26 protein-coding genes are annotated in these 24,514 nt (G+C 65.1%); 18 read left to right on the top strand and 8 right to left on the bottom strand.

Features of this window, described 5'->3' with window-relative positions; translation table 11 throughout:
• Positions 1-6: 6 nt before the first annotated feature.
• From ACZY0R_RS05410 to ACZY0R_RS05390, 5 genes are all read left to right on the top strand, one after another.
• Entirely contained in the window at positions 7-960 is a 954-nt protein-coding gene (locus ACZY0R_RS05410; protein ID WP_488857474.1) for a PDR/VanB family oxidoreductase, read from the top strand.
• A gap of 83 nt (positions 961-1,043) precedes the next feature.
• A complete protein-coding gene (locus tag ACZY0R_RS05405) occupies positions 1,044-2,201 on the top strand; it encodes an ABC transporter substrate-binding protein (protein ID WP_488857472.1) in 1,158 nt (385 codons plus the stop codon).
• A 146-nt stretch (positions 2,202-2,347) separates the two neighbouring features.
• Positions 2,348-3,160 (top strand): MetQ/NlpA family ABC transporter substrate-binding protein, encoded by an 813-nt coding sequence (locus ACZY0R_RS05400; protein ID WP_488857471.1) that lies wholly within the window; start codon positions 2,348-2,350, stop codon positions 3,158-3,160.
• Positions 3,161-3,214: 54 nt separating this feature from the next.
• On the top strand, positions 3,215-4,090 hold the full coding sequence (locus tag ACZY0R_RS05395; protein ID WP_488859515.1) for a methionine ABC transporter ATP-binding protein: 876 nt from the start codon (positions 3,215-3,217) through the stop codon (positions 4,088-4,090).
• Positions 4,083-4,727, top strand: a complete 645-nt coding sequence (locus ACZY0R_RS05390; RefSeq protein ID WP_488859514.1) for a methionine ABC transporter permease — start codon at positions 4,083-4,085, stop codon at positions 4,725-4,727. Before ACZY0R_RS05395 ends, ACZY0R_RS05390 begins: the two co-directional genes overlap by 8 nt.
• Before the next feature lie 21 nt (positions 4,728-4,748).
• On the opposite strand, the gene ACZY0R_RS05385 is transcribed toward ACZY0R_RS05390, so the two are convergent.
• Positions 4,749-5,450 carry a glutathione binding-like protein gene (locus ACZY0R_RS05385; protein ID WP_488859513.1) on the bottom strand — a complete coding sequence of 234 codons (702 nt, stop codon included), beginning with the start codon at positions 5,448-5,450 and terminating at the stop codon, positions 4,749-4,751.
• A gap of 218 nt (positions 5,451-5,668) precedes the next feature.
• On the opposite strand from ACZY0R_RS05385, the gene ACZY0R_RS05380 reads away from it, so the two are divergent.
• Positions 5,669-6,631 (top strand): Bug family tripartite tricarboxylate transporter substrate binding protein, encoded by a 963-nt coding sequence (locus ACZY0R_RS05380; protein ID WP_488857470.1) that lies wholly within the window; start codon positions 5,669-5,671, stop codon positions 6,629-6,631.
• 376 nt (positions 6,632-7,007) lie between these two features.
• Here ACZY0R_RS05380 and ACZY0R_RS05375 read toward each other — a convergent pair whose 3' ends face one another.
• Both ACZY0R_RS05375 and ACZY0R_RS05370 read right to left on the bottom strand, forming a co-directional pair.
• On the bottom strand, positions 7,008-8,063 hold the full coding sequence (locus ACZY0R_RS05375) for an alkene reductase (RefSeq protein WP_488857469.1): 1,056 nt from the start codon (positions 8,061-8,063) through the stop codon (positions 7,008-7,010).
• 88 nt (positions 8,064-8,151) lie between these two features.
• On the bottom strand, positions 8,152-8,448 hold the full coding sequence (locus ACZY0R_RS05370) for an ArsR/SmtB family transcription factor (protein ID WP_488859512.1): 297 nt from the start codon (positions 8,446-8,448) through the stop codon (positions 8,152-8,154).
• 328 nt (positions 8,449-8,776) lie between these two features.
• Here ACZY0R_RS05370 and ACZY0R_RS05365 point away from each other — a divergent pair, with 328 nt between their 5' ends.
• From ACZY0R_RS05365 to ACZY0R_RS05355, 3 genes are all read left to right on the top strand, one after another.
• Positions 8,777-9,949 (top strand): MFS transporter, encoded by a 1,173-nt coding sequence (locus tag ACZY0R_RS05365; RefSeq protein WP_488857468.1) that lies wholly within the window; start codon positions 8,777-8,779, stop codon positions 9,947-9,949.
• Positions 9,950-10,099: 150 nt separating this feature from the next.
• Positions 10,100-11,677 (top strand): DUF1800 domain-containing protein, encoded by a 1,578-nt coding sequence (locus tag ACZY0R_RS05360; protein WP_488857467.1) that lies wholly within the window; start codon positions 10,100-10,102, stop codon positions 11,675-11,677.
• 30 nt (positions 11,678-11,707) lie between these two features.
• Positions 11,708-13,060 (top strand): DUF1501 domain-containing protein, encoded by a 1,353-nt coding sequence (locus ACZY0R_RS05355; protein WP_488857465.1) that lies wholly within the window; start codon positions 11,708-11,710, stop codon positions 13,058-13,060.
• Between the two features lie 58 nt (positions 13,061-13,118).
• Here the strand turns inward: ACZY0R_RS05355 and ACZY0R_RS05350 are convergent, their stop codons facing one another.
• Entirely contained in the window at positions 13,119-13,703 is a 585-nt protein-coding gene (locus ACZY0R_RS05350; RefSeq protein WP_488857463.1) for a gamma carbonic anhydrase family protein, read from the bottom strand.
• A 316-nt stretch (positions 13,704-14,019) separates the two neighbouring features.
• Here ACZY0R_RS05350 and ACZY0R_RS05345 point away from each other — a divergent pair, with 316 nt between their 5' ends.
• From ACZY0R_RS05345 to ACZY0R_RS05335, 3 genes are all read left to right on the top strand, one after another.
• Positions 14,020-14,538 carry a BON domain-containing protein gene (locus tag ACZY0R_RS05345; protein ID WP_488859511.1) on the top strand — a complete coding sequence of 173 codons (519 nt, stop codon included), beginning with the start codon at positions 14,020-14,022 and terminating at the stop codon, positions 14,536-14,538.
• Between the two features lie 161 nt (positions 14,539-14,699).
• The gene (locus ACZY0R_RS05340) at positions 14,700-15,578 is read left to right on the top strand and encodes a hypothetical protein (protein WP_488857462.1); all 879 of its coding nucleotides are present in this window, start codon (positions 14,700-14,702) and stop codon (positions 15,576-15,578) included.
• A 40-nt stretch (positions 15,579-15,618) separates the two neighbouring features.
• Positions 15,619-16,005, top strand: a complete 387-nt coding sequence (locus tag ACZY0R_RS05335; protein WP_488857460.1) for a nuclear transport factor 2 family protein — start codon at positions 15,619-15,621, stop codon at positions 16,003-16,005.
• Here ACZY0R_RS05335 and ACZY0R_RS05330 read toward each other — a convergent pair.
• Both ACZY0R_RS05330 and ACZY0R_RS05325 read right to left on the bottom strand, forming a co-directional pair.
• A complete protein-coding gene (locus ACZY0R_RS05330; protein ID WP_488857459.1) occupies positions 15,998-16,393 on the bottom strand; it encodes a type II toxin-antitoxin system VapC family toxin in 396 nt (131 codons plus the stop codon). The genes ACZY0R_RS05335 and ACZY0R_RS05330 overlap by 8 nt on opposite strands.
• On the bottom strand, positions 16,390-16,635 hold the full coding sequence (locus tag ACZY0R_RS05325; protein ID WP_045236954.1) for an AbrB/MazE/SpoVT family DNA-binding domain-containing protein: 246 nt from the start codon (positions 16,633-16,635) through the stop codon (positions 16,390-16,392). The genes ACZY0R_RS05330 and ACZY0R_RS05325 overlap by 4 nt, the downstream gene beginning before the upstream one ends.
• Positions 16,636-16,796: 161 nt before the next feature.
• Between ACZY0R_RS05325 and ACZY0R_RS05320 the strand changes: the two genes are divergently transcribed.
• Both ACZY0R_RS05320 and ACZY0R_RS05315 read left to right on the top strand, forming a co-directional pair.
• On the top strand, positions 16,797-17,291 hold the full coding sequence (locus ACZY0R_RS05320; RefSeq protein ID WP_488857458.1) for a MarR family winged helix-turn-helix transcriptional regulator: 495 nt from the start codon (positions 16,797-16,799) through the stop codon (positions 17,289-17,291).
• A gap of 188 nt (positions 17,292-17,479) precedes the next feature.
• The gene (locus ACZY0R_RS05315; protein ID WP_447432539.1) at positions 17,480-17,905 is read left to right on the top strand and encodes an organic hydroperoxide resistance protein; all 426 of its coding nucleotides are present in this window, start codon (positions 17,480-17,482) and stop codon (positions 17,903-17,905) included.
• A 20-nt stretch (positions 17,906-17,925) separates the two neighbouring features.
• On the opposite strand, the gene ACZY0R_RS05310 is transcribed toward ACZY0R_RS05315, so the two are convergent.
• Entirely contained in the window at positions 17,926-19,260 is a 1,335-nt protein-coding gene (locus ACZY0R_RS05310) for an IS4 family transposase (RefSeq protein ID WP_488857457.1), read from the bottom strand.
• Positions 19,261-19,655: 395 nt separating this feature from the next.
• Between ACZY0R_RS05310 and ACZY0R_RS05305 the strand changes: the two genes are divergently transcribed.
• Positions 19,656-20,039, top strand: a complete 384-nt coding sequence (locus tag ACZY0R_RS05305) for a CzcE family metal-binding protein (protein WP_488857455.1) — start codon at positions 19,656-19,658, stop codon at positions 20,037-20,039.
• A gap of 138 nt (positions 20,040-20,177) precedes the next feature.
• Here the strand turns inward: ACZY0R_RS05305 and ACZY0R_RS05300 are convergent, their stop codons facing one another.
• A complete protein-coding gene (locus ACZY0R_RS05300; RefSeq protein ID WP_488857454.1) occupies positions 20,178-21,254 on the bottom strand; it encodes a porin in 1,077 nt (358 codons plus the stop codon).
• 453 nt (positions 21,255-21,707) lie between these two features.
• Between ACZY0R_RS05300 and ACZY0R_RS05295 the strand changes: the two genes are divergently transcribed.
• Genes ACZY0R_RS05295 through ACZY0R_RS05285 form a run of 3 tightly spaced genes read left to right on the top strand, consistent with a single transcriptional unit; the run spans position 21,708 to position 24,446 of the window.
• Positions 21,708-21,863, top strand: coding sequence for a hypothetical protein (locus ACZY0R_RS05295; protein WP_488857453.1), 156 nt, complete (start codon positions 21,708-21,710; stop codon positions 21,861-21,863).
• Positions 21,864-21,912: 49 nt separating this feature from the next.
• Positions 21,913-23,379, top strand: coding sequence for an alpha/beta hydrolase (locus ACZY0R_RS05290; protein WP_488857452.1), 1,467 nt, complete (start codon positions 21,913-21,915; stop codon positions 23,377-23,379).
• Complete coding sequence (locus tag ACZY0R_RS05285) at positions 23,376-24,446, top strand: FUSC family protein (protein ID WP_488857451.1); 1,071 nt, start codon at positions 23,376-23,378, stop codon at positions 24,444-24,446. The genes ACZY0R_RS05290 and ACZY0R_RS05285 overlap by 4 nt, the downstream gene beginning before the upstream one ends.
• Positions 24,447-24,514: the final 68 nt, after the last annotated feature.

Raw genomic sequence — 24,514 nt, 5'->3', positions numbered from 1 at the left:
CACGGCATGCTCGAACTGATCGTATCCAGGCTGACCTCGGAGGCAGAGGGCGTCCGCGGCATCGAACTGCGGCGTCCCTGCGGCGGCGCCTTGCCCGCCTTCACCGCGGGCGCGCATGTCGATGTTCACCTGCCAGGCAGTATCGTCAGGCAGTATTCGCTCTGCAACGACCCGGCCGAGACCCACCGCTACTGCCTTGGCGTCGGGCTTGCACCGGCTTCACGCGGGGGCTCGCAATATGTTCATGCCGGGCTCAGGGAAGGCGACCCGCTCACCGTCAGCATGCCGCGTTCGCTGTTTGGCATCCACGCGGCAGCCACGGCGCATATCTTCATTGCCGGCGGCGTTGGCATCACGCCGGTTCTCAGCATGATTCGCTGGTGCGAAGCCAACGGCAGGCCATGGAAGCTGCTCTACTGCATGCGTTCGCGCCAGCGTGCGGCTTACCTGGATGTGTTGTCGCGATATGGCGAACGGGTGCAGCTTCACGTCGATGACGAGAGCCGGGGCGAACTGGCGGACCTGTCCGCATTTCTCGGCGCGCTGAACGAAGGCAGTCATGTGTACTGCTGCGGGCCATCGCCGCTGATGGACGCGGTGGCCGCCACGGCGGAAGCGGCGGGCATGCCACCGGCCGCCACGCACTTCGAACGGTTCAGTGCCGAGCCACGGCAAGCCAGCGCAAGCGCGGAGCAGGCATTCACGGTGATCCTGCACCGGCACGGCGGCCGCTTCATGGTTCCCGCCGGCTCCACCATTCTCGAAACCCTGGAGCAGAACGGCGTGCCGCTGCCGTTCGCCTGCCGCGAGGGGCTGTGCCGCAGCTGCGAAGTACCGCTCTTGTCCGGCATGGCGGACCACCGCGACCATGTGCTGAGCGATGCGGAGCGCGAGGCGAACACGGCCATCATGATTTGCGTTTCCAGGGCACTGACACCCGAGCTTGAACTGGATATCTGAGCCTGCCCGGAACGCCTTACCGCCACCATACCCCCACCACGCGCGCCACCGAGATGGCCGCGATACACCAAGGAGACAAAGCGATGTTCCATCCCACCCGCGCACTGATGGCCGCCGTGCTTGCCATTTCCGGCCTGGCCGCAGCCACGGCCCATGCCGATATCAACGTCGGCGTCACCTTGTCGCTGACCGGTCCGGCGGCGTCGCTGGGCATTCCGGCGAAGAGCGCCATCGACCTTCTGCCCAAGGACGTTGCGGGGCAGAAGCTGAACTTCATTGTGCTTGATGACGCCTCGGATCCGAGCGCCAGCGTTCACAACTTCCGGCGTCTGGGGGATGAGCACAAGGTGGATGTGGTGATGGGTTCCTCGGTCACGCCATCGACCATCCCGCTGGTGGACGTTGCCGCCGAGACCAGGGTGCCCCTGATGAGCCTGGCCGCAAGCGCGAGGATCGTCGAGCCGCAAGACGAGAAGCGGCGCTGGGCATTCAAGGCAATCCAGAACGAAAGCCTGATGGTCGGCGCCACGCTTGACCACATGCGCCAGGCCGGCGCGAAGACGCTGGCGTTCATGGCCTTTTCGGATGCCTACGGGGACGCGTGGCTGTCGGCGCTCCAGCCGCTGGCGGACAAGGCCGGCATCAGGCTCGTGGCGACGGAGCGCTACGTTCGCACCGACACCAGCGTGGTAGCCCAGACGCTGAAGATCATCGCCGCGAAGCCGGATGCCGTTCTGGTCGCCGCGTCCGGAACGCCCGGTGCCCTGCCGCAGAAGACGCTCGCCGAGCGTGGCTACAAGGGCAAGGTCTACCAGACCTATGGCATCGCCAACCGGGACTTCCTGCGCGTTGCGGGGAAGGATGCGGAGGGTGCGATCTTTGCCGTCGGGCCGGTGCTGGTAGCCGACCAGCTTGAGCCGGGCAGCCCGATGCGTCCCGTCGCGCAGGATTTCATCAAGCGATACGAGGCCGCTTACGGGCAGAACTCGGCCTCGATCTTCTCGGCCAATGTCTGGGACGCGGGCCTGGTCCTGCGCTCGGCAATTCCCGTTGCCCTCGGCAAGGCCGGGCCAGGCAGCGAAGCGTTTCGCGCTGCGCTGCGCGATGCGCTGGAGAGCACCAGCGGCGTCGTGACAACCCAGGGCGTGACGACGATGTCCAGGTCCGACCATGTTGGCTACGACAAGCGGGCAGCCGCGCTGGTGCAGATCCAGAATGGTGCCTGGAAGTACCTGAAGTAGGGTGGCGGACGGGCATGCGGCGGGCTTGCGCCCGGGCGGCCGCATTTTCCGGATTTGCTACTGCGGTTTTATTCTTGGACCATCATGTCGCCGCTTGCCTAGACTGGCTCACCTGGCATCTCGTCCAAACTCAAGGTGAACGGCTTATGAACTTGCGCGCATTGCTTTCAACGCTCCTGGCCGCCACGGCGGCGCTTGCCATTGGCGCCGCCCCGGCGCTGGCTGCCGACAAGACCATCAAGGTAGGCGTGCGCGGCGGCGTGGATGAGGAGATCTGGGAGGTGGTCACACAGGTGGCCAAGAAGCAGGGCCTCAAAGTGCAGCCGATCGTGATCACCGGCACCGCCAGCCCCAACGAAGCGCTGAACAACGGCGACCTCGACGCCAATGCCTTCCAGCACATCCCTTTCCTGCGCGACCAGGTGAAGCAGCGCGGCTACAAGATCGTGGCGGTGGCGGATACGCTGATCTCGCCGATCGCCTTCTACTCGCGCAAGTACAAGTCGCTGGAATCGCTGCCGCAGGGCGCGCGCCTTGGCATTCCCAATGACCCGAGCAACCAGACCCGCGCGCTGGTGATCCTGCGCGATCACGGCCTGATCAAGCTGCGCGATGGTTTGGACCCCTACACCGGCACAGCCACGCTGGCCGACGTGACCGCCAACCCGAAGAAGCTGGACCTGGTGGAAAGCGCCTCGGTGGTGCTGGCGCGCTCGTTGCCTGACGTCGACGCCGCGGCCGTGGTCAACACCTTCGCCTACCAGGCCGGCCTGATCGCCACGCGCGACGGCATTGCCGTGGAGAAAAAGGAGCACAACCCCTACGTGAACGTCATCGCGGTGCGCGAGCGCGACAAGGCCGCGCCGTGGGTGGCGCCGCTGATCAAGGCGTACCACTCGGACGAGGTGCGCAAGTTCATCCTGACCAAGTTCCAGGGCTCGGTGATTCCGGCGTTCTGAGCTTCGGATTTCCGATTTCCGATTGTTATTGTTCCTGCTATTTCCAGGAGGATCCTGATCGTGCCACAGGTGCTACCGCTGCAATCCAGTCCGCCGCATATCGTCTTCGCGCATCTCGGCAAGCGCTATGCGGGCGCGCAGGCTCCGGCACTGGAGGATGTTTCCTTCACCGTGGCGCGCGGCGAGATATTCGGCATCATCGGCCGCAGCGGCGCGGGCAAGTCCACGCTGCTGCGCACCATCAATATGCTGGAGCGCCCGGGCTCCGGGCAGGTTCGCGTGGATAACGTGGATGTGGGCGGACTCGATGAAAACGGCCTGGTGGCGCTGCGGCGGCGCATCGGCATGATCTTCCAGCATTTCAATCTGCTCTCGGCCAAGACCGTGTTCGAGAACGTTGCCTTGCCCTTGCGCGTGGCGGGCGTGCCGCGCGCGGAGATCACGCCGCGCGTGATGGCGCTGCTGGAACTGGTGGGGCTGGCCGGCAAGGCGCAGGTCTATCCGGCTACGCTCTCGGGCGGGCAGAAGCAGCGCGTGGGCATTGCGCGCGCGCTGGTGCACCGGCCCGAGATCCTGCTGTGCGATGAAGCCACCTCGGCGCTGGACCCCGAAACCACGGAGTCCATCCTGGCGCTGCTGCGCGATATCAATCGCCAGCTGGGCCTGACCGTGGTGCTGATTACGCACGATATGGCGGTGATCCGCCAGGCTTGCGACCGCGTGCTGGTGCTCGACCACGGCCGCGTGGTCGAACTCGGCAACGTGTGGCAGGTATTTGCCGAGCCGCAAGCCGATGCCACGCTGGCTTTGCTGCGGCCGCTGCGGCTGGAGATGCCGGCCCCGGCGGGTGCGAATTCGAATTCCAATGCGGCGTACGCGGGTGCGCGCGCCGGCCATTCCGAGGTACGCGGCTATGCTGCCCATGGTTGACAAGTACATACGTGCACTGGGCGAGACCCTGCTGATGGTGAGCAGTTCGTGCCTGGTGGTCTTCGTGGCGGGCATGGCGCTGGCGATCGTGCTGACGCTGAGCGCGCCGGGCGGCTTGCGGCCCCGGCCGCGGCTGTACCGCGCGCTGTCCGCGCTGGTCAATACCTTCCGCTCCATCCCCTTCATCATCCTGCTGGTGGCGATGCTGCCGGTGACGCGGCTGATCGTCGGCACCACCATGGGCACCTGGGCGGCGGTGGTGCCGCTGAGCGTGCACCTGATTCCCTTCTTCGCGCGCATCGCGCAGGTGAGCCTGAAGGAGATCGATCCGGGCTTGATCGAGGCCGCGCGCGCCATGGGCTGCCGGCGCTGGCATATCGTGCGGCACGTGCTGCTGCCCGAGGCGCTGCCGGGTATCGTCGGCGGCGCCACGGTCAGCGTGATCGCCATGATCGGTTCCTCCGCCATGGCCGGCGCGGTGGGAGCCGGCGGCCTTGGCGACCTTGCCATCCGTTATGGTTACGAGCGCTACGAGACCGCGGTGATGTTCAACGTGATCGTCATCCTGGTGGCGCTGGTGACGCTGGTGCAGTTCGGCGGCGAACGGCTGGCACGGCGTTTCGACCACAAGCGCTGATCCGGCCAGCGCGTTCACCCGTCAGCGCACGGTCGAGGCATCCTGCCCGAACAGCACGCGCTTCGACGCTTCGTCGACTACTGGTGCGGTATTGATCGTCTTCGCCAGCGCGTAGGCGCGTTCGGTGGCGGGCCGCGCCCGTATGCGCGTAAACCAGTTTGCCAGGTGCGGAAAGTCCTCGAGGTTCTGGCGCTGTCGTTCGTGCGGCACCACCCACGGGTAGCAGGCGATATCCGCTATCGAATATTCGGCACCGCAGATGTATGCGCGACCGTCTGCCAGGTGCTTGTTCAGCACACCATACAGCCGCGCCGTTTCCTTCACGTAGCGCTCGATGGCGTAGGGCAGTGGCTCGGGCGCGTATTGCACGAAGTGATGGTTCTGGCCGGCCATCGGCCCGAGCCCGCCCATCTGCCAGAACAGCCATTGCAGCGCCATGTTGCGGCCACGCAGGTCCGCCGGGATAAAGCGCCCGGTCTTGTCGGCCAGGTACAGCAGGATCGCGCCCGACTCGAAGGTGGAGACCGGCTCGCCGCCATCATCGGGCGCCTGGTCGACGATGGCCGGGATGCGGTTGTTCGGCGAGATCTTCAGGAAGGCGGGCTCGAACTGTTCGCCGCGGCTGATATTCACCGGGACCACGCGATAGGGCAGGCCAGCCTCTTCGAGGAACATCGTGATCTTGTGGCCGTTGGGGGTGGTCCAGTAGTACAGATCGATCATGTGGATGGTCCTGTTGTGGCGCATGGCAGGCACGGGGAAACGGGAGGTCTGGACGAGCTTGCGTGCAGGTGGATTATAGGATTGCATCCCTTTCCCTGCTGGCGGAGCGTATGCACGCGGCCGCCGACGCCGCATCCCGTAGAATTCGTTCCGATATGCCCGTGTCCATGGCGCGTGACCATGCACAACACATAGAACTAAAAAAACAGGAGAGCCCCGTGAAGAGACCCTTTGCCCTGATCGCCGCCGGCGCACTGACACTGGCCGGCACGCTTGCCCATGCAGCCTACCCCGAGCGGCCCATCAAGCTGATCGTGCCGTTCCCGCCGGGGCAGGCCACCGATATCTTCGCGCGCGCGCTGGCCGAGCGCCTGGGCAAGCAGCTTGGCCAGCCGATCGTCGTGGACAACCGCGCCGGTGCCGGCAGCAACCTCGGCATGGAGCTGGCCGCGCACGCCGCGCCCGATGGCTACACGCTGGTCATGGCCGGCAGTGCCATGGCGATCAACCAGACCCTGTACAAGAAGCTGAACTACAACCCGCGCCAGGATTTCCAGCCGATCTCGGGGGTGTTCTCGGTGCCGCTGGTGTTCCTCGCTACGCCGGCTTCGGGCATCGTCTCGCTGCGCGACCTGATCGCCAAGGCCAAGGCCGCGCCCGGCAAGTACAGCTACGCCAGCGCCGGCGTGGGCGGTACCCAGCATCTCTCCGCCGAGATGCTCAAGGCCCAGGCCGGCATCTTCATGGTGCACATTCCCTACAAAGGCAGCGGCCCGGCGCAGGCGGACTTCCTTGGCAACCAGATCCCGCTGATGGTGGATTCGGTGACGGCGGCGCTGCCCCTGATCCAGTCGAAGAAGGCCGTGCCGCTGGCGGTGACGGTGGCCAGGCGCACGCCGCAGCTGCCCAACGTGCCCACGGTGCGCGAGGAAGGCGTTGCCGGCTTCGAGGCGCTGGGCTGGGCCATCCTGATGGCGCCCAAGGGCCTGCCGCCCGCGCTGGTGAGCCAGCTCAACGCGGAAACGGTGAAGGCCTTGCAATCGCCGGAGCTGGCGAAGTTCATCACGGACCGCGGCTCGGAACCGATGCCTATGAGCCCGGAGGAAACCGGCAAGTTCCTAGACAGCGAGATTCGCAAGTGGGGCGCGGTGGTGAAGCGTTCCGGGGCGCAGGCAGACTGAGTCGCGCGGGAGCCATGCACGCCGCCCACGAGATCAACGGCCCGACGTATGCCCACGTGATCCTGACGACGGACGAACTGCTGCCGCAACTGCAGGCAGCGAGCTAAAAGGCACGATGGCGCCAGAACGTGCCGATCGTCGGGCCGTAGGGACCGATGTGGCGCTGGTAGGCGACGCGTACGTCGGGTAGATGATGCGGACTTCCATATTGCGCTCTCCATGTGCTTGGTGGGAGCCGCCATGGTTGGTGAATGCACGGCCGTCCCTCAAACCGTCCCGAACATGGGAAAACGCCCCGCGCAAGGCGAGGCGTTTCAACCCTTCAACCAGCCACGCGCGCTGTCGCACGCGAGCCAGCGCCGGCTGTCATGCTGGCTCAGGCGAGCGCGGGGTAGTCGATATAGCCTTCGGCGCCCGGGTGGTAGTAGGTCTCGGGCTGCGGCGCGTTCAGCGGCGCGTCGATCTGCAGGCGGCGCGGCAGGTCGGGGTTGGCGATGAACAACTGGCCAAAGGCCACGGCATCGGCTTCGCCGGCTTGCAGCACATGCTCGGCCGTTTCCTTGGTCATCTGTTCGTTGGCGATATAGACGCCGCCGAAGGCCTTTTTCAGCGCGGGGCCGAGGCGGTTGTCGCCGAGCGCTTCACGCGAGCAGATAAAGGCAATGCCGCGCTTGCCGAGTTCGCGCGCCACATAGCCGAAGGTGGCGCCCAGGTCCGAGTCGCCCATGTCGTGGGCATCGGCGCGCGGCGCCAGGTGCACGCCCACGCGCGATGCGCCCCATACGTCGATGCAGGCGTCGGTCACTTCCAGCAGCAGGCGGGCGCGGTTCTCGATCGGGCCGCCGTAAGCGTCGGTGCGCTTGTTGGTGCTGTCCTGCAGGAACTGGTCGAGCAGGTAGCCGTTGGCGCCGTGCACTTCCACGCCGTCGAACCCGGCGGCCTTGGCGTTTTGCGCGCCGTGGCGGAAGGCCGCGACGATGCCGGGGATCTCATCGGTTTCCAGCGCGCGCGGCGTGACATACGGGCGCTTGGGGCGCACCAGGCTGACATTGCCCGCGGCCGCGATGGCGCTGGGTGCTACCGGCAGTTCGCCGTCGAGGAAGACGGGGTCGGAAATGCGGCCCACGTGCCACAGCTGCAGGAAGATGCGGCCGCCGGCGGCGTGCACGGCATCGGTCACCAACTTCCAGCCGGCCACTTGCTCGTCGGACCAGATGCCCGGGGTATCTGCGTAGCCCACGCCTTGCGGGGTGACGGCAGTGGCTTCGCTGAGGATCAGGCCCGCCGAAGCGCGCTGCACGTAATACTCGGCCATCAGGGCATTGGGCACGCGGCCGCCGCCCACCGCGCGCGAACGCGTCAGGGGCGCCATGATGACGCGGTTGGGAAGATCGAGGTCGCCGATACGGATCGGATCAAAGAGTGTAGGCATGGCTATTGGTCTCGGTATCGAGAAGGGTGGAGGAGGATGAAGCACCATGGCATTGGTGCGGAATCGGGCGCTTGCGCGCCGCCAGGTCTCACAGATCGCTATGCATGTGATCCAGAAAAGCCTGGATGGTCTCTTCGTTGCGCTTGAAAAAAATCCATTGGCCAACCCGCTTGGACGTCACCAGGCCGGCGCGCTGCAGCGTGGCGAGATGCGCCGACACGGTGGATTGCGACAAGCCGGTGCGCGCGTCGATCAGGCCCGCGCAGACGCCCAGCTCTAGCGGGTAGTCCTGCATGGCGAAGTTCTCCTGCGGCGATTTCAGCCAGGCCAGGATATTGCGCCGCACCGGGTTTGCCAGCGCTTTGTGGATGGCGTCGATGTCGATCGGGTTCGAGTCGGAACTCGCGTCGGGGGTGGCTTCAGGGTTCACTGCTGTCACGGAAGGGATCGCTGTTTCGCAGGCAGGCGAAACAAATATCTGCTTCTCACAAAATTAATATCGTGACTATACGATATACGTCGGGACTTTGCCGGAGTGGCGAAAGCATCACTAATTGGCCCCATTCGTAGAAAGGTTTTGGCGAAATCCAAGCTGGTTGCTTTAAGAAACTGTGACGGTTAGACTTCACTCGGTTTTTTTACGAAACCAGATGGAGCCTGTCATGACTTTTAACCCAGGAAGCGCTGCCGCATTGCGTGCGGGAGCGCCTTCGATGCCTTCTTCGCTGGTCTGGCTGTTCGCGCTGGCTTGCGGCCTCAGCGTGGCCAACGTCTACTACGCGCAGCCCTTGCTCGATGCCATGGCGCATGAATTCGGCTTCGGCACCGGCGCGGCAGGCATCGTGGTCACCGCCACGCAGGCGGGCTGCGCGCTGGCGCTGCTGTTGCTGGTGCCCGTGGGTGACCTGGTCGACCGGCGCCGCCTGATACTGCTGCAGTTGTTGCTTCTGGCGATGGCGTTGGCCCTGGTGGCCCTGGCTTCCTCGCGCGTTGCCTTGCTGGCCGGCATGCTCGCCGTGGGCCTGCTGGGCACGGCCATGACGCAAGGCCTGATCGCGTTCGCCGCCACGCTGGCTGCGCCCGCCGAACGCGGCCGCGTGGTAGGCGCGGCGCAGGGCGGCGTGGTGATCGGATTGCTGCTGGCGCGGGCCCTGGCGGGCGTGCTGGCTGATCTGGCCGACTGGCGTGCCGTGTATGTGGTCTCGGGCGTGCTGGCGCTGCTGATGATCGCCGTGCTGGCGCGCCACCTGCCGCATCGGCACGGCGCGCCGTTGCGTATGAGTTATGCGCGCCTGCTGGGCTCGATGTTCACGCTGCTGGCGCGCGAGCGCACGCTGCAGATCCGCGGGGTGCTCGCCATGCTGATGTTTGCCGCCTTCAGCGTGTTCTGGACCGCGCTGGTCTTTCCGCTGAGCGCGCCGCCGTATTCGATGTCGCATACGGCCATCGGCGCCTTCGGGCTGGTGGGGGCGGCGGGCGCGCTGGCGGCGGCGCGTGCCGGCCACCTTGCGGATCGCGGGCTGGGCCAGCCGACGACCGGCGCGGCGCTGGTGCTGCTGCTGGCCTGCTGGCTGCCGCTGGGTTTCGCGCAGCAATCGCTGTGGCTGCTGGTGGCCGGCGTCATTGTGCTGGACCTTGCCGGGCAGGCCATCCATGTCACCAACCAGAGCCTGGTGTTTCGTGTACAGCCGGAAGCGCACAGCCGGCTGGTGGGCTGTTACATGTTGTTCTATGCGCTAGGCAGCGGCGCCGGCTCGATCGCCTCGACCCACGTCTATGCGCGCGCCGGATGGTCCGGCGTGTGTGTGCTGGGCGCCGCCATCAGCGCCGCTGCGCTGGTGTTCTGGGCCCTGACCTTGCGCGCGATGCCCCGCCCGCTTGAATAGCAATCCCCCCGTTTGCACGGTAATCCGGCAGGAACTTTCATCCTGCTTGCGGATCCAGTATGGAAATCGGGCTGATCACGTCAACCAAAACCCGCCCGCTCGCGTAAGAGCGGTGTCACCTATAGGTGTTCGAGATCAGGCAGGCTATCCATGACCTTCAGCTTTTCACGTGTGATGCCGGTGTTGCTGCTGGCTGCTGCCGCCGGCCTGCTGGGCGCGTGCGCGCAGGGCGGCGGCGCGCCGGACAGCGGCAGCGCCGCGGCAGCCTTGAAACCGGCCGACCTGCACTGGCTCAACACCGTCACCTTCGGCGCCAACCAGGCCAGCATCGAACGGCTGCGCAAGGTGGGCCGCGAACGCTATCTCGACGAACAGCTCAAGGCGCCCGTCACCGATGCCGGCGAACTCGCAGTCACCATCGGCGCGCTGAGCATTGCACAGCAAAGCGGCGAGCAAAGGCTGCGCAGCGTGCGCGCCGAGCAGCAGCGCATCAATACGCTCACGGACGATGACGAAAAGCAAAAGGCGCGCGATGCGCTGAACCGCGGCGGCAACGAGGTGCTGCTCGATACCAGCCGGCGCCATCTGCTGCGCGCGCTTTACTCCACGGCGCAGTTGCGCGAGCAGATGACATGGTTCTGGATGAACCACTTCAGCGTGTACTCCGGCAAGGGCTCGGTACGCTGGGTGCTCGCGGACTACGAAGACAAGGCAATACGCCCGCGTGCGCTGGGCAAGTTCCGCGACCTGCTGATGGCCACGGTGACCGCGCCGGCCATGCTGGAGTACCTGGACAACGCGCAGAGCGCGGTCAACCGGATCAACGAGAACTACGCGCGCGAGCTGATGGAGCTGCATACGCTGGGCGTGTCCGGCGGCGCCAGCGGTTCGCGCTATTCGCAGCAGGACGTGCAGGAACTGGCCCGCGTGCTGACCGGGCTGGGCATCAATGCCAGCGGCCAGCCGCCGAAGCTGCCGCCGCAAAAGCAGGCGCTCTACCGCGCCGACGGCGTATTCGAGTTCAACCCGGGCCGGCATGATTTCGAGGCCAAGACGCTGCTCGGCCATCGTATTGAGCCCACCGGGTTCCACGAAGTGGAGCAGGCCGTCGACATTCTCAGCCGCGAGCCCGCCACGGCGCGCTTTATCTCCTACAAGCTCGCCGCGCACTTCGTTGGCGATGCGCCGCCGCCATCGCTGGTCAACCGCATGGCGGCCACGTTCGCGCAGAGCGACGGCGATATCGCGGCGGTGCTGCGCACGCTGTTCCTGTCGCCGGAGCTGAACGCAACGCTGGCCTCGGGCGACCGCAAGTTCAAGGACCCGATGCAGTTCGTGGCCTCGTCGCTGCGGCTGGCCTACGACGGCCGCATGGTGGCCAACCTGCGCCCGGTCATCGGCTGGCTCAACCAGCTGGGCGAGCCGCTCTATGGCCGCATCACGCCGGACGGTTTCCCGGCTGCGGAGAGCGCGTGGGCCAGCTCGGGGCAGATGGTCAAGCGCTTCGAGATTGCCCGCGCCATCGGTTCCGGGCAGGCTGGCCTTTTCTCCAAGGATGATGGCAAGCCGGCTGAGCGCACTGGGTTTCCGCAACTGAGCAACCGCGTGTTTTTCGACAGCATCGAACCCACCCTCGGGCCCGCCACGCGCACCGCGATGACGCAGGCAGCTTCGCAGGCGGAGTGGAACACCATCCTGCTTTCCTCTCCCGAGTGGATGCAGGAATGAGAGGTCCTGCCCTGGATCAAGGAGCAACCCATGCAACGACGTGAATGGCTCAAGGGCGCCGGGCTGGCGGGACTGGCCGCGCTGGCACCCGGCATTGTCTCGCGCGCCTACGCGCTGCCGCAGCAGGCCGATGCGCGTTTCCTGCTGGTGTTCCTGCGCGGCGGCTACGATGCCACCAATGTGCTGGTGCCGGCAGGCAGCGATTTCTACTACGCGTCGCGCCCGAATATCGCCATCGCCAGGCCGGTTGCGCAGGGTGCACCGGCCGATCCGCGCGCCGCGCTGTCGCTGGCGGCGGCCTTCGATGGCGGCGCGGACAGGGCCATCGACAAGTGGGCGCTGCATCCCGCGCTCAAGGACAGCCTGCTGCCCTTGTGGCAGAAGCAGCAGCTTGCCTTTGTGCCCTTTGCCGGCACCGAGGACTCTTCGCGCAGCCACTTCGAGACGCAGGACAGTATCGAGGCGGGTTTGCCGCTGGCTGTGAACGGGAAGGGCACCGGCCGCGCCGGTCCCTCGCTGCGCGGCACCGGCTTTCTCAACCGGCTCGCCGAGTCCATGGGCGGACGTGCCGCGCCGGTAGCCTTCACCGACGGCCTGCCGATGGTGCTCAGCGGCGCGCTCAGTGTGCCCAATGTCTCGCTCAAAGGCACCGGGCGCACGCCCTTCGACGAGCGCCAGACGCGCGTGCTGGCGCAGATGTACCGCGGCACGCGTTTCGAGTCGCTGATCAACGAAGGCTTCGAACTGCGGCAGACCGTGGCGCAGGAGGCCGAGGCCATGCAGCGCCGCAACAGCATGATGGCCGCGAACCTGCCCGCGCAGCCCGACCCCGACATGGCCAGCCGCATGCAGGAAATGCAGGCGGCCAACCGGCGCGCGCTCAGCGCCAAGGGCTTCGAACTGGAAGCGCGGCGCATGGCCAGCCTGATGCGCGAGCGCTTCAACCTGGGCTTTATCGACGTGGGCGGCTGGGATACGCATGTGAACCAGGGCGGTGCGCAGGGGCAACTGGCCAACCTGCTGGACAACCTGGGGCGCGGCGTCGCCGGCTTTGCCGATGAGATCGGCCCGGTGTGGAGCAAGACCACGGTGGTGGTGGTCTCCGAGTTCGGCCGCACCTTCCGCGAGAACGGCACGCGCGGCACCGACCACGGCCACGGCACCGTGTACTGGGTGGCCGGCGGCGCCGTGCGCGGCGGGCGCATAGCCGGCGAGCAGGTGGCGGTGGAGCAGCGCACGCTGAACCAGAATCGCGACTGGCCGGTGCTCAACGAATACCGCGCCATGCTGGGCGGCCTGTTCAGGCGCCTCTACGGGCTGGACGATGCGCGCCTGGCGCATGTGTTTCCCGATACCCGCGCGGTGGATGTCGGGCTGGTCTAGCCGCTTCGGCACCTGGCCGGCAGCACCGACCGCCCGATCTTGCCCACGATGCGGCCGGTCACGATCCAGTAGCTTCCAGCCCTGCCTGCAGCCTCTCCATCTCCGCCATCATCTCCGCCGTGAACTCCGGACCTTCCCACGCCCGATAATCCTGCCGCGCATAGGCCAGCGCATTCTTGTAATACAAAAACGCATTGAGCCGGTTGCGCACATAGTTGTTCTGCGTGCGCGTGACCTTGCCGGGGCTGCCCATCACGATGGAATTGGGCGGAATCGCGGTGCCTTCCGTGAGGAAAGCATGTCCGGCGACGATGCAGTTATCGCCGATCACGCAGCCATCCATGATGGTGGCGTTGATGCCGATCGGGCAGTTGTCGCCGATCGTGCATCCGTGGATCGTGCAGTGATGCGTGATGGAGCAATGGCTGCCGATGATGGTTGGCGTGCTGTCGCCGATATGCAGCATCGCGAAGTCCTGGATATTCGTGTAGGCGCCGACCACGATTTCCCTGCTCTCGGCACGCGCGGCGACATGGATCCAGATCGATGCGCCCTCGTGGACGGTGATCTTGCCATAGAGGTAGGCCGATTCGTGCACGTAGGCGGTGGGATGCAAGCTCACATCGGGTCCGATGACTGCCATGACTGTCTCCTTGAATTATTCTTTTGCATGCGGAGATTGTACGTGGATGCGCTCACGCGCTTTCGCGCGGCACGCGGCGAAAGCCAGGTCGATCCCCCGTTGCGCGCCTTCGCATTCGGCAGCCTGTTCCGGGAGCGTGGGCTGGCGCAACAAGCAAGGAAACCGGGCCGAAGCGCCCGTGTCTGGCCGGGCTTTCACCTGGCCGCGGCCGGTCCTATGCTATGCAGACGCAGCCGTTACCGGGGAGTCCGCCGTGCCCGTCCATCGTTCGTTTGCTTCCGTGCAGATCGCCATGGTTGCGCTCGCCGGCGCCGCCATGCTGTCCTGGCCCGCACGCGGCGGCGATAACGACCAGGAAAACCGTGGCCGCGATCCCTTCTTCCAGATATCTTCGCGCATCGCCGGTTGCCCGGAGCCGCTCGGGCCCCGCGTGGACGAGGCGCAATGGCGGCGCGATGCCCATCACCGGATCGAAGATGGCAACCACTGCTATGTGGAGGGCCGCTGCCGCCTTGCCAATTCCTACCAGTACGAGAAGGAGATCGTGGAAAGCACGCGCCGCCGCCTGCAGTCGCTGTCGCTCGCCATGCCGGGCTGGCAGGATTCCACGCTGTGGCTCACGGTGCGGGGGCGCTGGCTGCTGGTGCAGGGCTGTGTGGGACGTGGCTTTGCGCATCAGCCGTTCATAGCGGCGCTGCGCGAGGTGGCGGATGTGGAGATCGTGATCGACCAGACCACCGACGATCCTGCGCGCGGGGTGCCTTACCCCTTGTTCGGTGACCGCCAGGGCGTGGCGGCGCCGGCCCGGCCGCAACCCGCCGGCGGGAAGAAGTAAGCACTTTCCTGCCGGGCATGGATTCTTCTGTTCCGGTGTCTGTCCCGGTTGTGGGCCGCCATGCCAAGTGCTACCTTCGGGGCATGCTGGTGGCCCGGCTGGGTCGAAATCCCTCTATCCAGGGGGATCGCCAGTGCGAGGTTTCTGGCTTGGGACAAGACATGACCGCTCACCCTTACGGGCCGACGCGCGCCTTCCGAAGACTGGGCGCGGTGTTATTTCCATTGCTGTTATGCGGGCTTCCCGATGAAGGGATGGCACAGCAAGGGCAAACCGGCAGCGCAGCGCCCGAGGGCATCCCCGGCACCATCTGCGACGCGCCCTGGTTCCAGTCGGGGGCGCGCGCGCAGATGGAGGCCAGTGGCGACATGCCGATGTCGATCACCATGACCATCCGGCATCCTTCGATCACGGAGAAGGGCTGCAGCGCATGGCTGTCGATCCACTCCAAGTCGGCGCTGGCGGCCATGATGGGCCCGCCGGTGGTCATGGACCAGGTGCACAGGATGAGCTTTGACCGGGGCGCTACGCCTGGCGCGGTGGCCACGGTGAGCAGCCAGCGCGCCACCATCAATGCGCAGGCGCGCTATACGCGCCTGTTCGGGCAGGCCTCGTTCCAGGGCAAGGGCGTGCTGAGCTATGCGGGCCTGGCCATCAGGGAGGGCGTCGTGCTGCCTGGCGAGACCCTCAGTTCCAGCCTGGAACTGGAGATACATAGCCTGGCAACGGACGAGATGGTCACGACCATTCGGGCCCCCTCGGCCTCGGTCTCCATCGGCGAGCGCCGGGTCGGCCGCGCGCAATCCATCGAGACCGCGATGGGCCGCCGCGAATGCATGCCCATCACCTATGAGAAGCGATCCTCGCTGGGGCCATTGATGATGGGAGACGACCTCATCCAGACCGAGCCGACGATCATGAACGTCACCGACTGGTACTGTCCGACCGAGGCGTTTGTGCTGCGCACGGAAGTGCGCCAGAAGGGGAAGGTCGAGCGGATCGATACGACGGCGATTGGCCTGGATGAGGATGCGCCGTGATCCGGGAAGCAAGACGGTAGCGAGAGAGGAGTGCCCTGGTATGAATGAAGATACGCAATTGCTGCCGGTGCTGCGGCAGCTTGAAACCGAACTACACCAGCCTGCAGCCCGCGGCGACAGGGATCGGCTTGACATGCTGCTGCATGACAGCTTCCTGGAGTTTGGCCGCTCCGGGGGCATCCACACCAAGGCCGAGACGCTCGGCGAACTGCCCCCCGAGGCCGCATCCGGCACGATATGGGCGCAGGACTTCTCGCTGCGGCAGCTCGCGCCAGGCGTGGCCATGCTGAACTACCGGTCGGCGTGCCGGCGGCCGGACGGACGGCTGGAACGGCACACCCTTCGCACTTCGATCTGGAAGCTTACCGACAAGGGCTGGCAGATGTTCTTTCACCAGGGCACGCCGACGGACCCTTTCTCTACTTGATGAGTTTCAATCCGGTTGACGTGGCCGCTTTCACGTCAAACGTCGCCGTGTATTCGCATTGCGCGTCGTGGCAGGCGCGTTCTATCAAGCAGTCCGCGAAGTCGGCTGCCGAGGAGGCAAACACCCTTAGGGCTTTCCAGACTGTCTCTGACGCTTCAACGGTGAGTTCTTTCGTCCGCAGCAGCGTCTCGAGGACCCGGACGATATCTTCGCGTTGCGCGCCATAGCATTTGCTCAACACCCAGACGACCTCGATCAGTGCCACTTGCGTCACGTAGCCTTGCCGCTCGGTCGATAGCAACTCGATCAGAGTATTGGCTTTGGGCGACTGCACGGCATCGTCTTGCGCAAGGTAACGAACAAGTACATTGGTATCGAGGCCAATCATCGCGCCGACGCTCCTTGCTCGGCGATGGCAGCATTCATATCCTCCACCGAGACCGGCTGTTTCGGACTGCCAATGATGCCTTTCAATGCCGTTACCGATTGAATGGCTGGAACGACCTCATAACGACCGGATTGCTCATTCATGATGAATTCGATCCGGTCACCTGAACCTACGCCTAACGCATTGCGCACGTCGACAGGGATGGTGACCTGCCCTTTCGAAGTGATTGTTGCTGACGTCATTGTGCGCTCCCCTACGGAACCTGATTCCTTACCTTAGTGTAAGGACATGGAAATCTCAAATGATTGAATAGCGGCGGCAGCCGCTATCGATGCTCAGGTAACTGAGCTGCGGTGAAAAAAATAGCTTGCAATTTAATCGTGCGCGATATAAATTTGAGCCCATGGACACGAAACGCACCTCCCGGACCAAGCAAGCTGCACCTGACGCCACGCCGAGTGCCGCGTCCGCGCTGCTGCTGGACCAGCAGTTCTGCTTTTCCGTGTATGCCACGTCGCTTGCGCTGAACAAGCTGTACCGTAAGCTGCTGGCGCCGCTGGGCCTGACCTATCCGCAATACCTGGTGATGATGGTGCTGTGGGAGGCCGATGGCCTGACCGTTTCGGAAATCGGCGCGCGGCTGCACCTGGATTCGGCCACGCTGACGCCGTTGCTCAAGCGGATGGAAGCCCAGCAACTGGTGCGGCGCGAGCGCGCCGCCGCGGATGAGCGCCAGGTGATCGTCTCGCTGACCGCCGAAGGCCGTGCGCTCAAGGAGCCGGCCGAGGCCGTGCCCCGCGCGGTGCTGTGCGCTTCGGCGTGCAGCGTGGAGCAGGTCGTGGCGGTGAAGGCGGAACTGGACATGCTGCGCGAGCGGTTTGCCGAGGCAGGTGGCTGATCGGGATCGCGGTGCCAGGGCGATGCGAGCAACTGGTGTCTGGCGGGCCAGGCAAGAAGGCGGCCCGTTTTTATTGCAATTTATATAGCGTACTATTTAATAGTTGACTATTTAATATGGAAGGCTCCCGGCCTTTCTCGAACCGCAGGCTCGACGAGCCAGCTTTATCACCTATCAGGAGTGTCATCATGTCGATCGAAAAAGTCCTCTACCGTGCTACCGCCACCGCAACCGGAGGCCGTGACGGCCGCGCGGTATCTTCTGACAATGTGCTGGACGTCAAGCTGGCCACGCCGCGCGAACTTGGCGGCGCGGGCGGCGCGGGCACCAACCCGGAACAACTGTTCGCCGCCGGCTATTCGGCTTGTTTCCTCGGCGCGCTGAAGTTCGTCGCGGCCCGCGACAAGGTGGCGCTGCCTGCCGATACCGCCATCACCGGGCAGGTTGGCATCGGCGCCATTCCCACGGGCTTTGGCATCGAGGTGGACCTGAACATCGCGCTGCCGGGGCTGGACCGTGCCGTCGCGCAGTCGCTGGTGGACAAGGCACACATCGTCTGCCCGTACTCGAATGCCACGCGCGGCAATATCGACGTACGTCTCAACCTGGTCTGAGCCATCTCCTTATACAGAAGTCATGCGCCCTCGTTGCGTAGGGCCTGAATTGTGGCTGCAGCGTCCCTGGTTCGCTGCAAGCCGATCCAGAGCGTCTTTGCGCCGGGTTCGCCATCGCTCTTGCGGCCCAAGAAGCCACCCAGTGATGCAATCAGGCGAATTATTTGATTGAGCGTGGGTGGCTTTGGAGGGCGCGGCTTCTTCGCCAGCAGATAGGCACCCCGTATCTCGTCGGCATCAAAGAACAGCGACGCGTCCAGCTCGGGGCAGGTCCTGCCCAGGCGCATCAGTCGCGCAATACGCCACGAGACCACCATGTACAGCACAAGCGCACGTTCGACTCGGTCCATGTGCGAGAGCTGTAACGCTTCCACCTTGCAGCCGTTTTTCAGTACATGGAAGAACATCTCGATCTCCCATCTGGCCCGATACCAATCGATTAGCTCGATCACCGCATCAAGATCTTGCGCGTCCCGATTAGTCAGCAATCGCCACACCACAGGCTTCACGCCGGCCGGCGCGCCGCGTTCCGCGGCCACCAGGCAGGTGAGCGACAGTCCTTTGCGGCCTGGCAACATCACGCGTTGCGCACGCAGCTCCTGCCTGACTTCACGCGCCTTCTGGCCAGCACGCCCGGGCAAGATGAAGGCGATCTCGCCGAGCGCCTCGCTGGCCTCGACCGCATCCCACAGTTTGGCCTCGGCAGCGCCAAGGCTGCGGTTGTGTTGCGATCGGATCAACCAGTCAGCAGGCTGGCCTAACTCATCAGCCCGCTGCATCAACGCAGCAATGTCGCCTTCCCGATCCGCCACATAGACCAGCCGGGTCTGCAGCAGCGTTGCCGCCTGCTCGGCCACGCGCTCATAGCCTTCGATCCACCTCACGCTCTCCTTGATACCGCCGCGTTGCCCGTCCGCATCCTTTGGCTCACGTGCCCACATCCAGGCATCGACCACCCCCAGCGGCTCCCGATCCGGCGTAACCGCATAGGTCGCGTGAAGATACATCCCGCGTTGAACTTCATAGCTCAACGGCCCAGCCCCCTCCATCTCCTGGCCGTTAAAGTCAAGCTCGGTCGTATCGGCAAGGCATAGCACCACCGGAAATGGATGCATCCGCCCAGCCGTACGATCCCAATGCGGCTGCATCATGTCTCGCCACTCGACCTCTTCGTTGCCGAGAAATCGGTACGCACCCATGGTCTCGGCCCAGCCGTCGCATGCCCCCGGGATGCTCGCCGTCGGCTTGGCCGCAAACCGCTTCAGTAACTCCTTCGCGCGACGGTCCCGTCTTGGATCGCCAAGATCCAGCGCTTCAAATTCCTCGTCCACCCACGCTCCTGACTCGTTGCCCATTTGCTCTAGCGGGAAATCCAAGAGTAAACGCGAGTTCGCGCCGGTTTACAACCCCCCCCCCCTCTGCCTCGACATCCATCCACTTCTGCCTCGCACCATCGCTCTGGCCGGCGGTACTTCTGTATAAGGAGATGGGTCTGAGCGCGGATCCGGATTCCCAGGGTTGGCGCGGATTCGCGCGCCAACCCTGGGAACCGGCCCTGCGCAATGCGCCGGAGTGCGCTTCCCTTGCGCATGGGCCGGACCGCCCGGCCGTGCGGAATTCGCCGGCATCACCACCATCCATGAAAAAAGCGACTTGATTGGTGTTGTATATATCATTTTTAGAATAATGACGGCGTAGCTACACTTTTCCTACCTACCCAACAAACAAGGGCAGGCACAAGGAAAACATAATGACCAAGAAGCAAACGCTTGCCGCCGCGCTGGCACTCTCCATACTCGGCGCCTCATCAGCCTGGGGTGCCACGGCGCCCACGCAAGCGCCGCAAGCGCCACTATCTGTTGCAAAGTCCGACCGGATCGCCGCCCTGTTCGGCAGCCCCGCGGACGTGACCACGACGACCCGCACCGTGACGCTGACGCCAGGCATGAACTACGTGAACGTGGCGTCCGGGGAATCGGTGGCCTTCCGCGCCGGCAACAAGACCGTCGGCTGGACCTTCCTGGAGGCAATCGGGGGAACGTCGGTCGATATGAAGACCATCTTCCCGAATGTGGCGCAGGCCGGCGGTATCCGCGTGTACATCGCGCCGAGCAAGCTCTTCACCGGAGGCTGACGCCTAACCCCGAAGGCGCCAAAAAATGGCCGGGATCGCTGCCGGCCTAACGTCCTCCGACTCAGTGAGCAAGCCAAGGTCGATATGATCGTTCGCTGGCGTGGCCCGCAAGCCCGCCAGTTTGTGCCGCGATGGAGGTCAGAAGCGGTGGCGCACGCCGGCCATGACGCCGGTCTGGTTCTGGCCCGCCAGCGTATTCATCGCGTTGGTGACGCCGTAGGTGGCCTGCCCCTTATTGTTCACGTAGCCGAGCAGCAGGTAGGCGTCGGTGCGCTTGGACAAGGCATAGTCCGCATTCAGCACGAACATCCACGAATCGTTGCTGTCATTGCGGGCATCGGTGTAGTAAGCCGCCCCGGTCAGGCTGAAGGCGGGCGTGAACTTGTACAGCGCGCCAAGCCAGTACAGGTTGTCATGACGGACGGTGGTGGCACTGCTGAGTTCGTCGCGCAGCCAGCGGTAGCCGGCGAACACCTTCGCATCGCCGAAGGCATAAGACCCGCCGATGGCGGCGCGCTTGGCCGCGGCGCCGGACGTGGCAACGGTGCTGCCCTGGTACTGGTCATAGGCGACACCCACCGAGACCGGGCCGGTGGCGTACGCCACGCCACCGCCGAAATTCTTGCCGACCCGGAAGCTGCCCGGTACTTCGCCGCCGTTGGCGACGTTGCTATCGCGGCCGAAGCTGTAGAAGCCGGTTGCGATCAGGCCGCCGAACTTGCCGGTGTACTTGACGGCGTTGTCTGCGCGGCCGTTAAAGCCCTGGGTATCGACCGAGTTGAGCGAGTAGCTGCTGCCGACCGCCATCGGGTCATAGGCGCCGAACAGGTCATACAAGGCATTTTGCTGGCGGCCCAGCGTGATGGCGCCAAGGTCGTTCTGCAGGCCGACATAAGCCTGGCGGCCGAACAGGCGGTTGCCCTGGGCGGACTTGCCTGTGTCGATGTCGAAGCCGCTTTCCAGTACGAAGATGCCCTTCAGGTTGTTGCCGAGATCTTCCACGCCGCGAATACCCCAGCGCGAACCGGAAAGGCCGCCGGACGTCACGCCATACAGTGCGCCGCCCCCGTTGGGGCCCTGCACATGGCTTTGGTAGCTGATGCCGGCATCGGCAATGCCGTAGAGCGTCACGCTGGACGCAGTCTGGGCGGAGGCGATACCGGAGGCGGAGCATGCCGCGGCTGCGGCGGTCAGTGCGAGGAGCGTTTTTTTCACTATCAATCTCGGTTTTCTTGTCTGGGCGAATAAGGTTCCCTGCTGTCGGGGAGGTCATGGGCGCCAAGCGAGCCGGGGACCGTCCACCGATGCGGCACCGAGAGTTTGCGTCGGTAGTGTGACAACGATATGTAAACAGTTATGAAAAAATTAAGGTAACTATTTCTTAATAAGAAATTAACCTGTTTGCGTATGGACGCCATCCATGGCATGCGCCGGGCACTGCGCTGCCGCTCGCGCGGCTGGTGCGGTTGGTGGCGGAGGGGCGCCGGACGTCAGGCGCTGACGGAGCGACCGGACGCGCGCAGCCGATTTCCGTTTCTTCCCAAACCGGTAGGGATAGAATCAAGTGCTTTTTTCGACTGGAGAAAGCGCAATGAACCCTGGTGACATCGCCCGGCTCCGGGAAGGCAACGCAGAGAACCCGGCCGCTTCAGCCGCGCAGGCTATGACTTGTATCGCGATGCCCCGAACTCGCCGGAGTTCCTGCGCAAGCTGCCGGCGCTACCCGGGTTGCAAGGGCTGGATGTGGGTTGTCGCGAAGGCTCCGATGCGCGCGAACTGGCCCTGCCTGGCGCCGTCATGCGCGCGATCGCCCCCTTCCTGTGAGCGGACGCAAGCAGCCCGTTCCCTGTTGTCGCCACGGTAGCCGATCATGATGCCAAGACTCGTCCGCCTCCTGAAACGCACCGCCGTGCTGGCTGGCGTGGTGCTCGTTACCGTGCTTGGGGTGCGGGCCTACGACTCGCAGCGCGGTGCACCGCTGGAACCTTGGCACACCTATGTGCCCGAGGAACTGCACGCGGAGGTGCTGGCAAAGGCGGACTGGGCCCGTTACCTCGCGGCCGAGAATGCGATCTTCGACAAGGTGCGCACCGAAGTCACCGACAAGCTGCCACCCGAAGACCGCACGCCGGCCAATCGCTACTTCGCCAGCAGCCCGGTCTACCCGCCGCATTTCGCGCACGACTGGAATCGCTCGTACACACTGATGCCGGCTGGCAAGCCGGCGGGCGCCGTCGTGCTGCTGCACGGCCTTACCGATTCGCCCTACAGCCTGCGCCATATCGCGCGGCACTACCAGGCTCGCGGCTGGGTTGCCGTGTCGATCCGCCTGCCGGGGCACGGTACGGTCCCCGCCGGCCTGACCGACGTGGAGTGGGAGGACTGGGTCGCGGCAACGCGGCTGGCAGTGCGCGAGGCGCAACGGCTGGCAGGCACCTCAGTGCCGTTGCAACTGGTCGGCTTTTCCAACGGCGGCGCGCTGGCGCTCAAGTACGCGTTGGACGCCATCGAGGATCCGCAGCTGGCGCGGCCCCAGCGCGTGGTGCTGATCTCGCCGATGATCGGCGTCGCCGGCATGGCCCGCTTCGCCGGCGTGCTGGGCTGGCCGGCGGTGTTCCCGGCCTTTGCCAAGGCGGCCTGGCTAGACCTCGTACCCGAGTTCAACCCGTTCAAATACAACTCCTTTCCCGTCAATGGCGCGCGGCAATCGTCACTCTTCTCGCGTGCGCTGCAGCAGCAGGTTGTCCAACTCGCCCGCGCCGGGCGGCTGGACGGACTGCCGCCGGTCCTCACCTTCCAGTCGGTGCTCGACTTCACGGTCAGCACGCGCGCGGTGGTCGACGCGCTTTATGCCCACCTGCCCGCGAACGGCAGCGAGCTGGTGCTGTTCGACCTGAATCACAACGCGCATCTCGGGCCCCTGATGCGCCCGGCCAATAGCGAGCTGGTGGCGCGGTTGCTGCCGGCGCCGCCGCGCCGTTATGCAACCACTGTCATCACCAATGCCGGTACGAGCACGCTGGACGTGGTAGGACAGGTCACACCGAGCGGCAGCGCCACGGTGCAAACACTGCCGCTCGGCTTGCGCTATCCGCCCGACGTCTATTCGCTCTCCCATGTGGCGCTGCCGTTCCCGCCGGGCGACGGCCTCTACGGCGCGCAGCCCGACGCGGGCGACAACTACGGGGTCGAGCTCGGCGCGATGGCCGCGCGCGGCGAACGGGCGGCGCTGATCGTCAGCCTTGATGCGCTGATCCGCATGTCGTCCAATCCCTTCTTCCCGTATCTGTTGCAACGCGTGGATCAAGGCATCGCAGGTCCCGCCGCCGCGCCCAAATGACCAGCCCGCTATCCACGCACCTTCCTCCTGTGCTGCGGCGCGTGCTGCGCCCGCTGCTGGATCCGGCCCGCCGCTATCGCTACGCCCGGCAGATTCACGCCGCCAGGGTGGCGCTCGGGCTGCTGACGTCCATTGCGCTGACCACGGGGATCCACCTGCCTCACGGCGAATGGGCATCCATTACGCTGCTGGTCGTCATCGGCGGCTTGCAGCACCACGGCAACATCCGCAAGAAGGCCGCCGAGCGCGCGCTCGGCACGCTGATCGGGGCGGGGGCGGGGCTGTTGATCATCCTGCAGCAATCGTATTTCCACGCGCCCCTGCTCAGCTACGTGCTGATCGTGATCGCTTGTGCCATCTGTGCGTACCAGGCAATCGGCAAGGGCGGCTATATCGCGCTGCTTTCCGCCATTACCATCTTCATCGTCGCGGGCCACGGCGAGAACGCCGTCGCCGACGGGGTGTGGCGCGCGGCCGATGTGTTGATCGGCATCGCAATCGCGCTGCTGTTTTCCTTCGCCTTGCCCCTGCACGCCACGTACTCGTGGCGCTACAAGCTGGCCGAGGCACTGCGCAGCTGCGCGAGGCTGCACACAGCCATCGCCACGGATGCCGCCCTCGACAAGGCCGAACTGCAGCGCGCCATGGTCCTGCAAGGCGGCCTGCTGGTGCAGCTGCGATCCCTGATGCCATCCGTGGCCAAGGAGATCAACGTGTCGATGGAACAGCTCGAGGCGATCCAGCACGGCATGCGGGTCAGCATCAGCCTGCTGGAAGTGCTGGCCGCCACCCGTCCGCGCTTTGACGACGAATCCAGGGCTTTCATCCAGGACCGCCTCGGCGAAGAAACGCGCCGCATCAGCGCCATGCTGATCGGCATGGCGCGCGCCCTGACGTACGGCGTCGTCGCGCGCCTGGAGCTGCGCGGCGATTCGCAACTCGAACGCATGACAGAAGCCATACCCGCGCAATGCGCCGGCTATGTATCGTTGACGCTGAGACTATCCGGCGAGTTCGATGAGTTGCGGCAGCGGCTGTCGGCGATTGCGCAGCGGTGGAATATCTGAGAGCGGTCTCTTTCGCATACACTGTGCGCTCGAACGGCGGGCGCATTTCGCGCACCTGTTCATCCTGC

The sequence above is a fragment of the Cupriavidus sp. F041 genome, from assembly GCF_057814235.1.
Note: the sequence above shows the minus strand (reverse complement) of the source record. Positions and strands in the feature narration are given on the sequence as shown.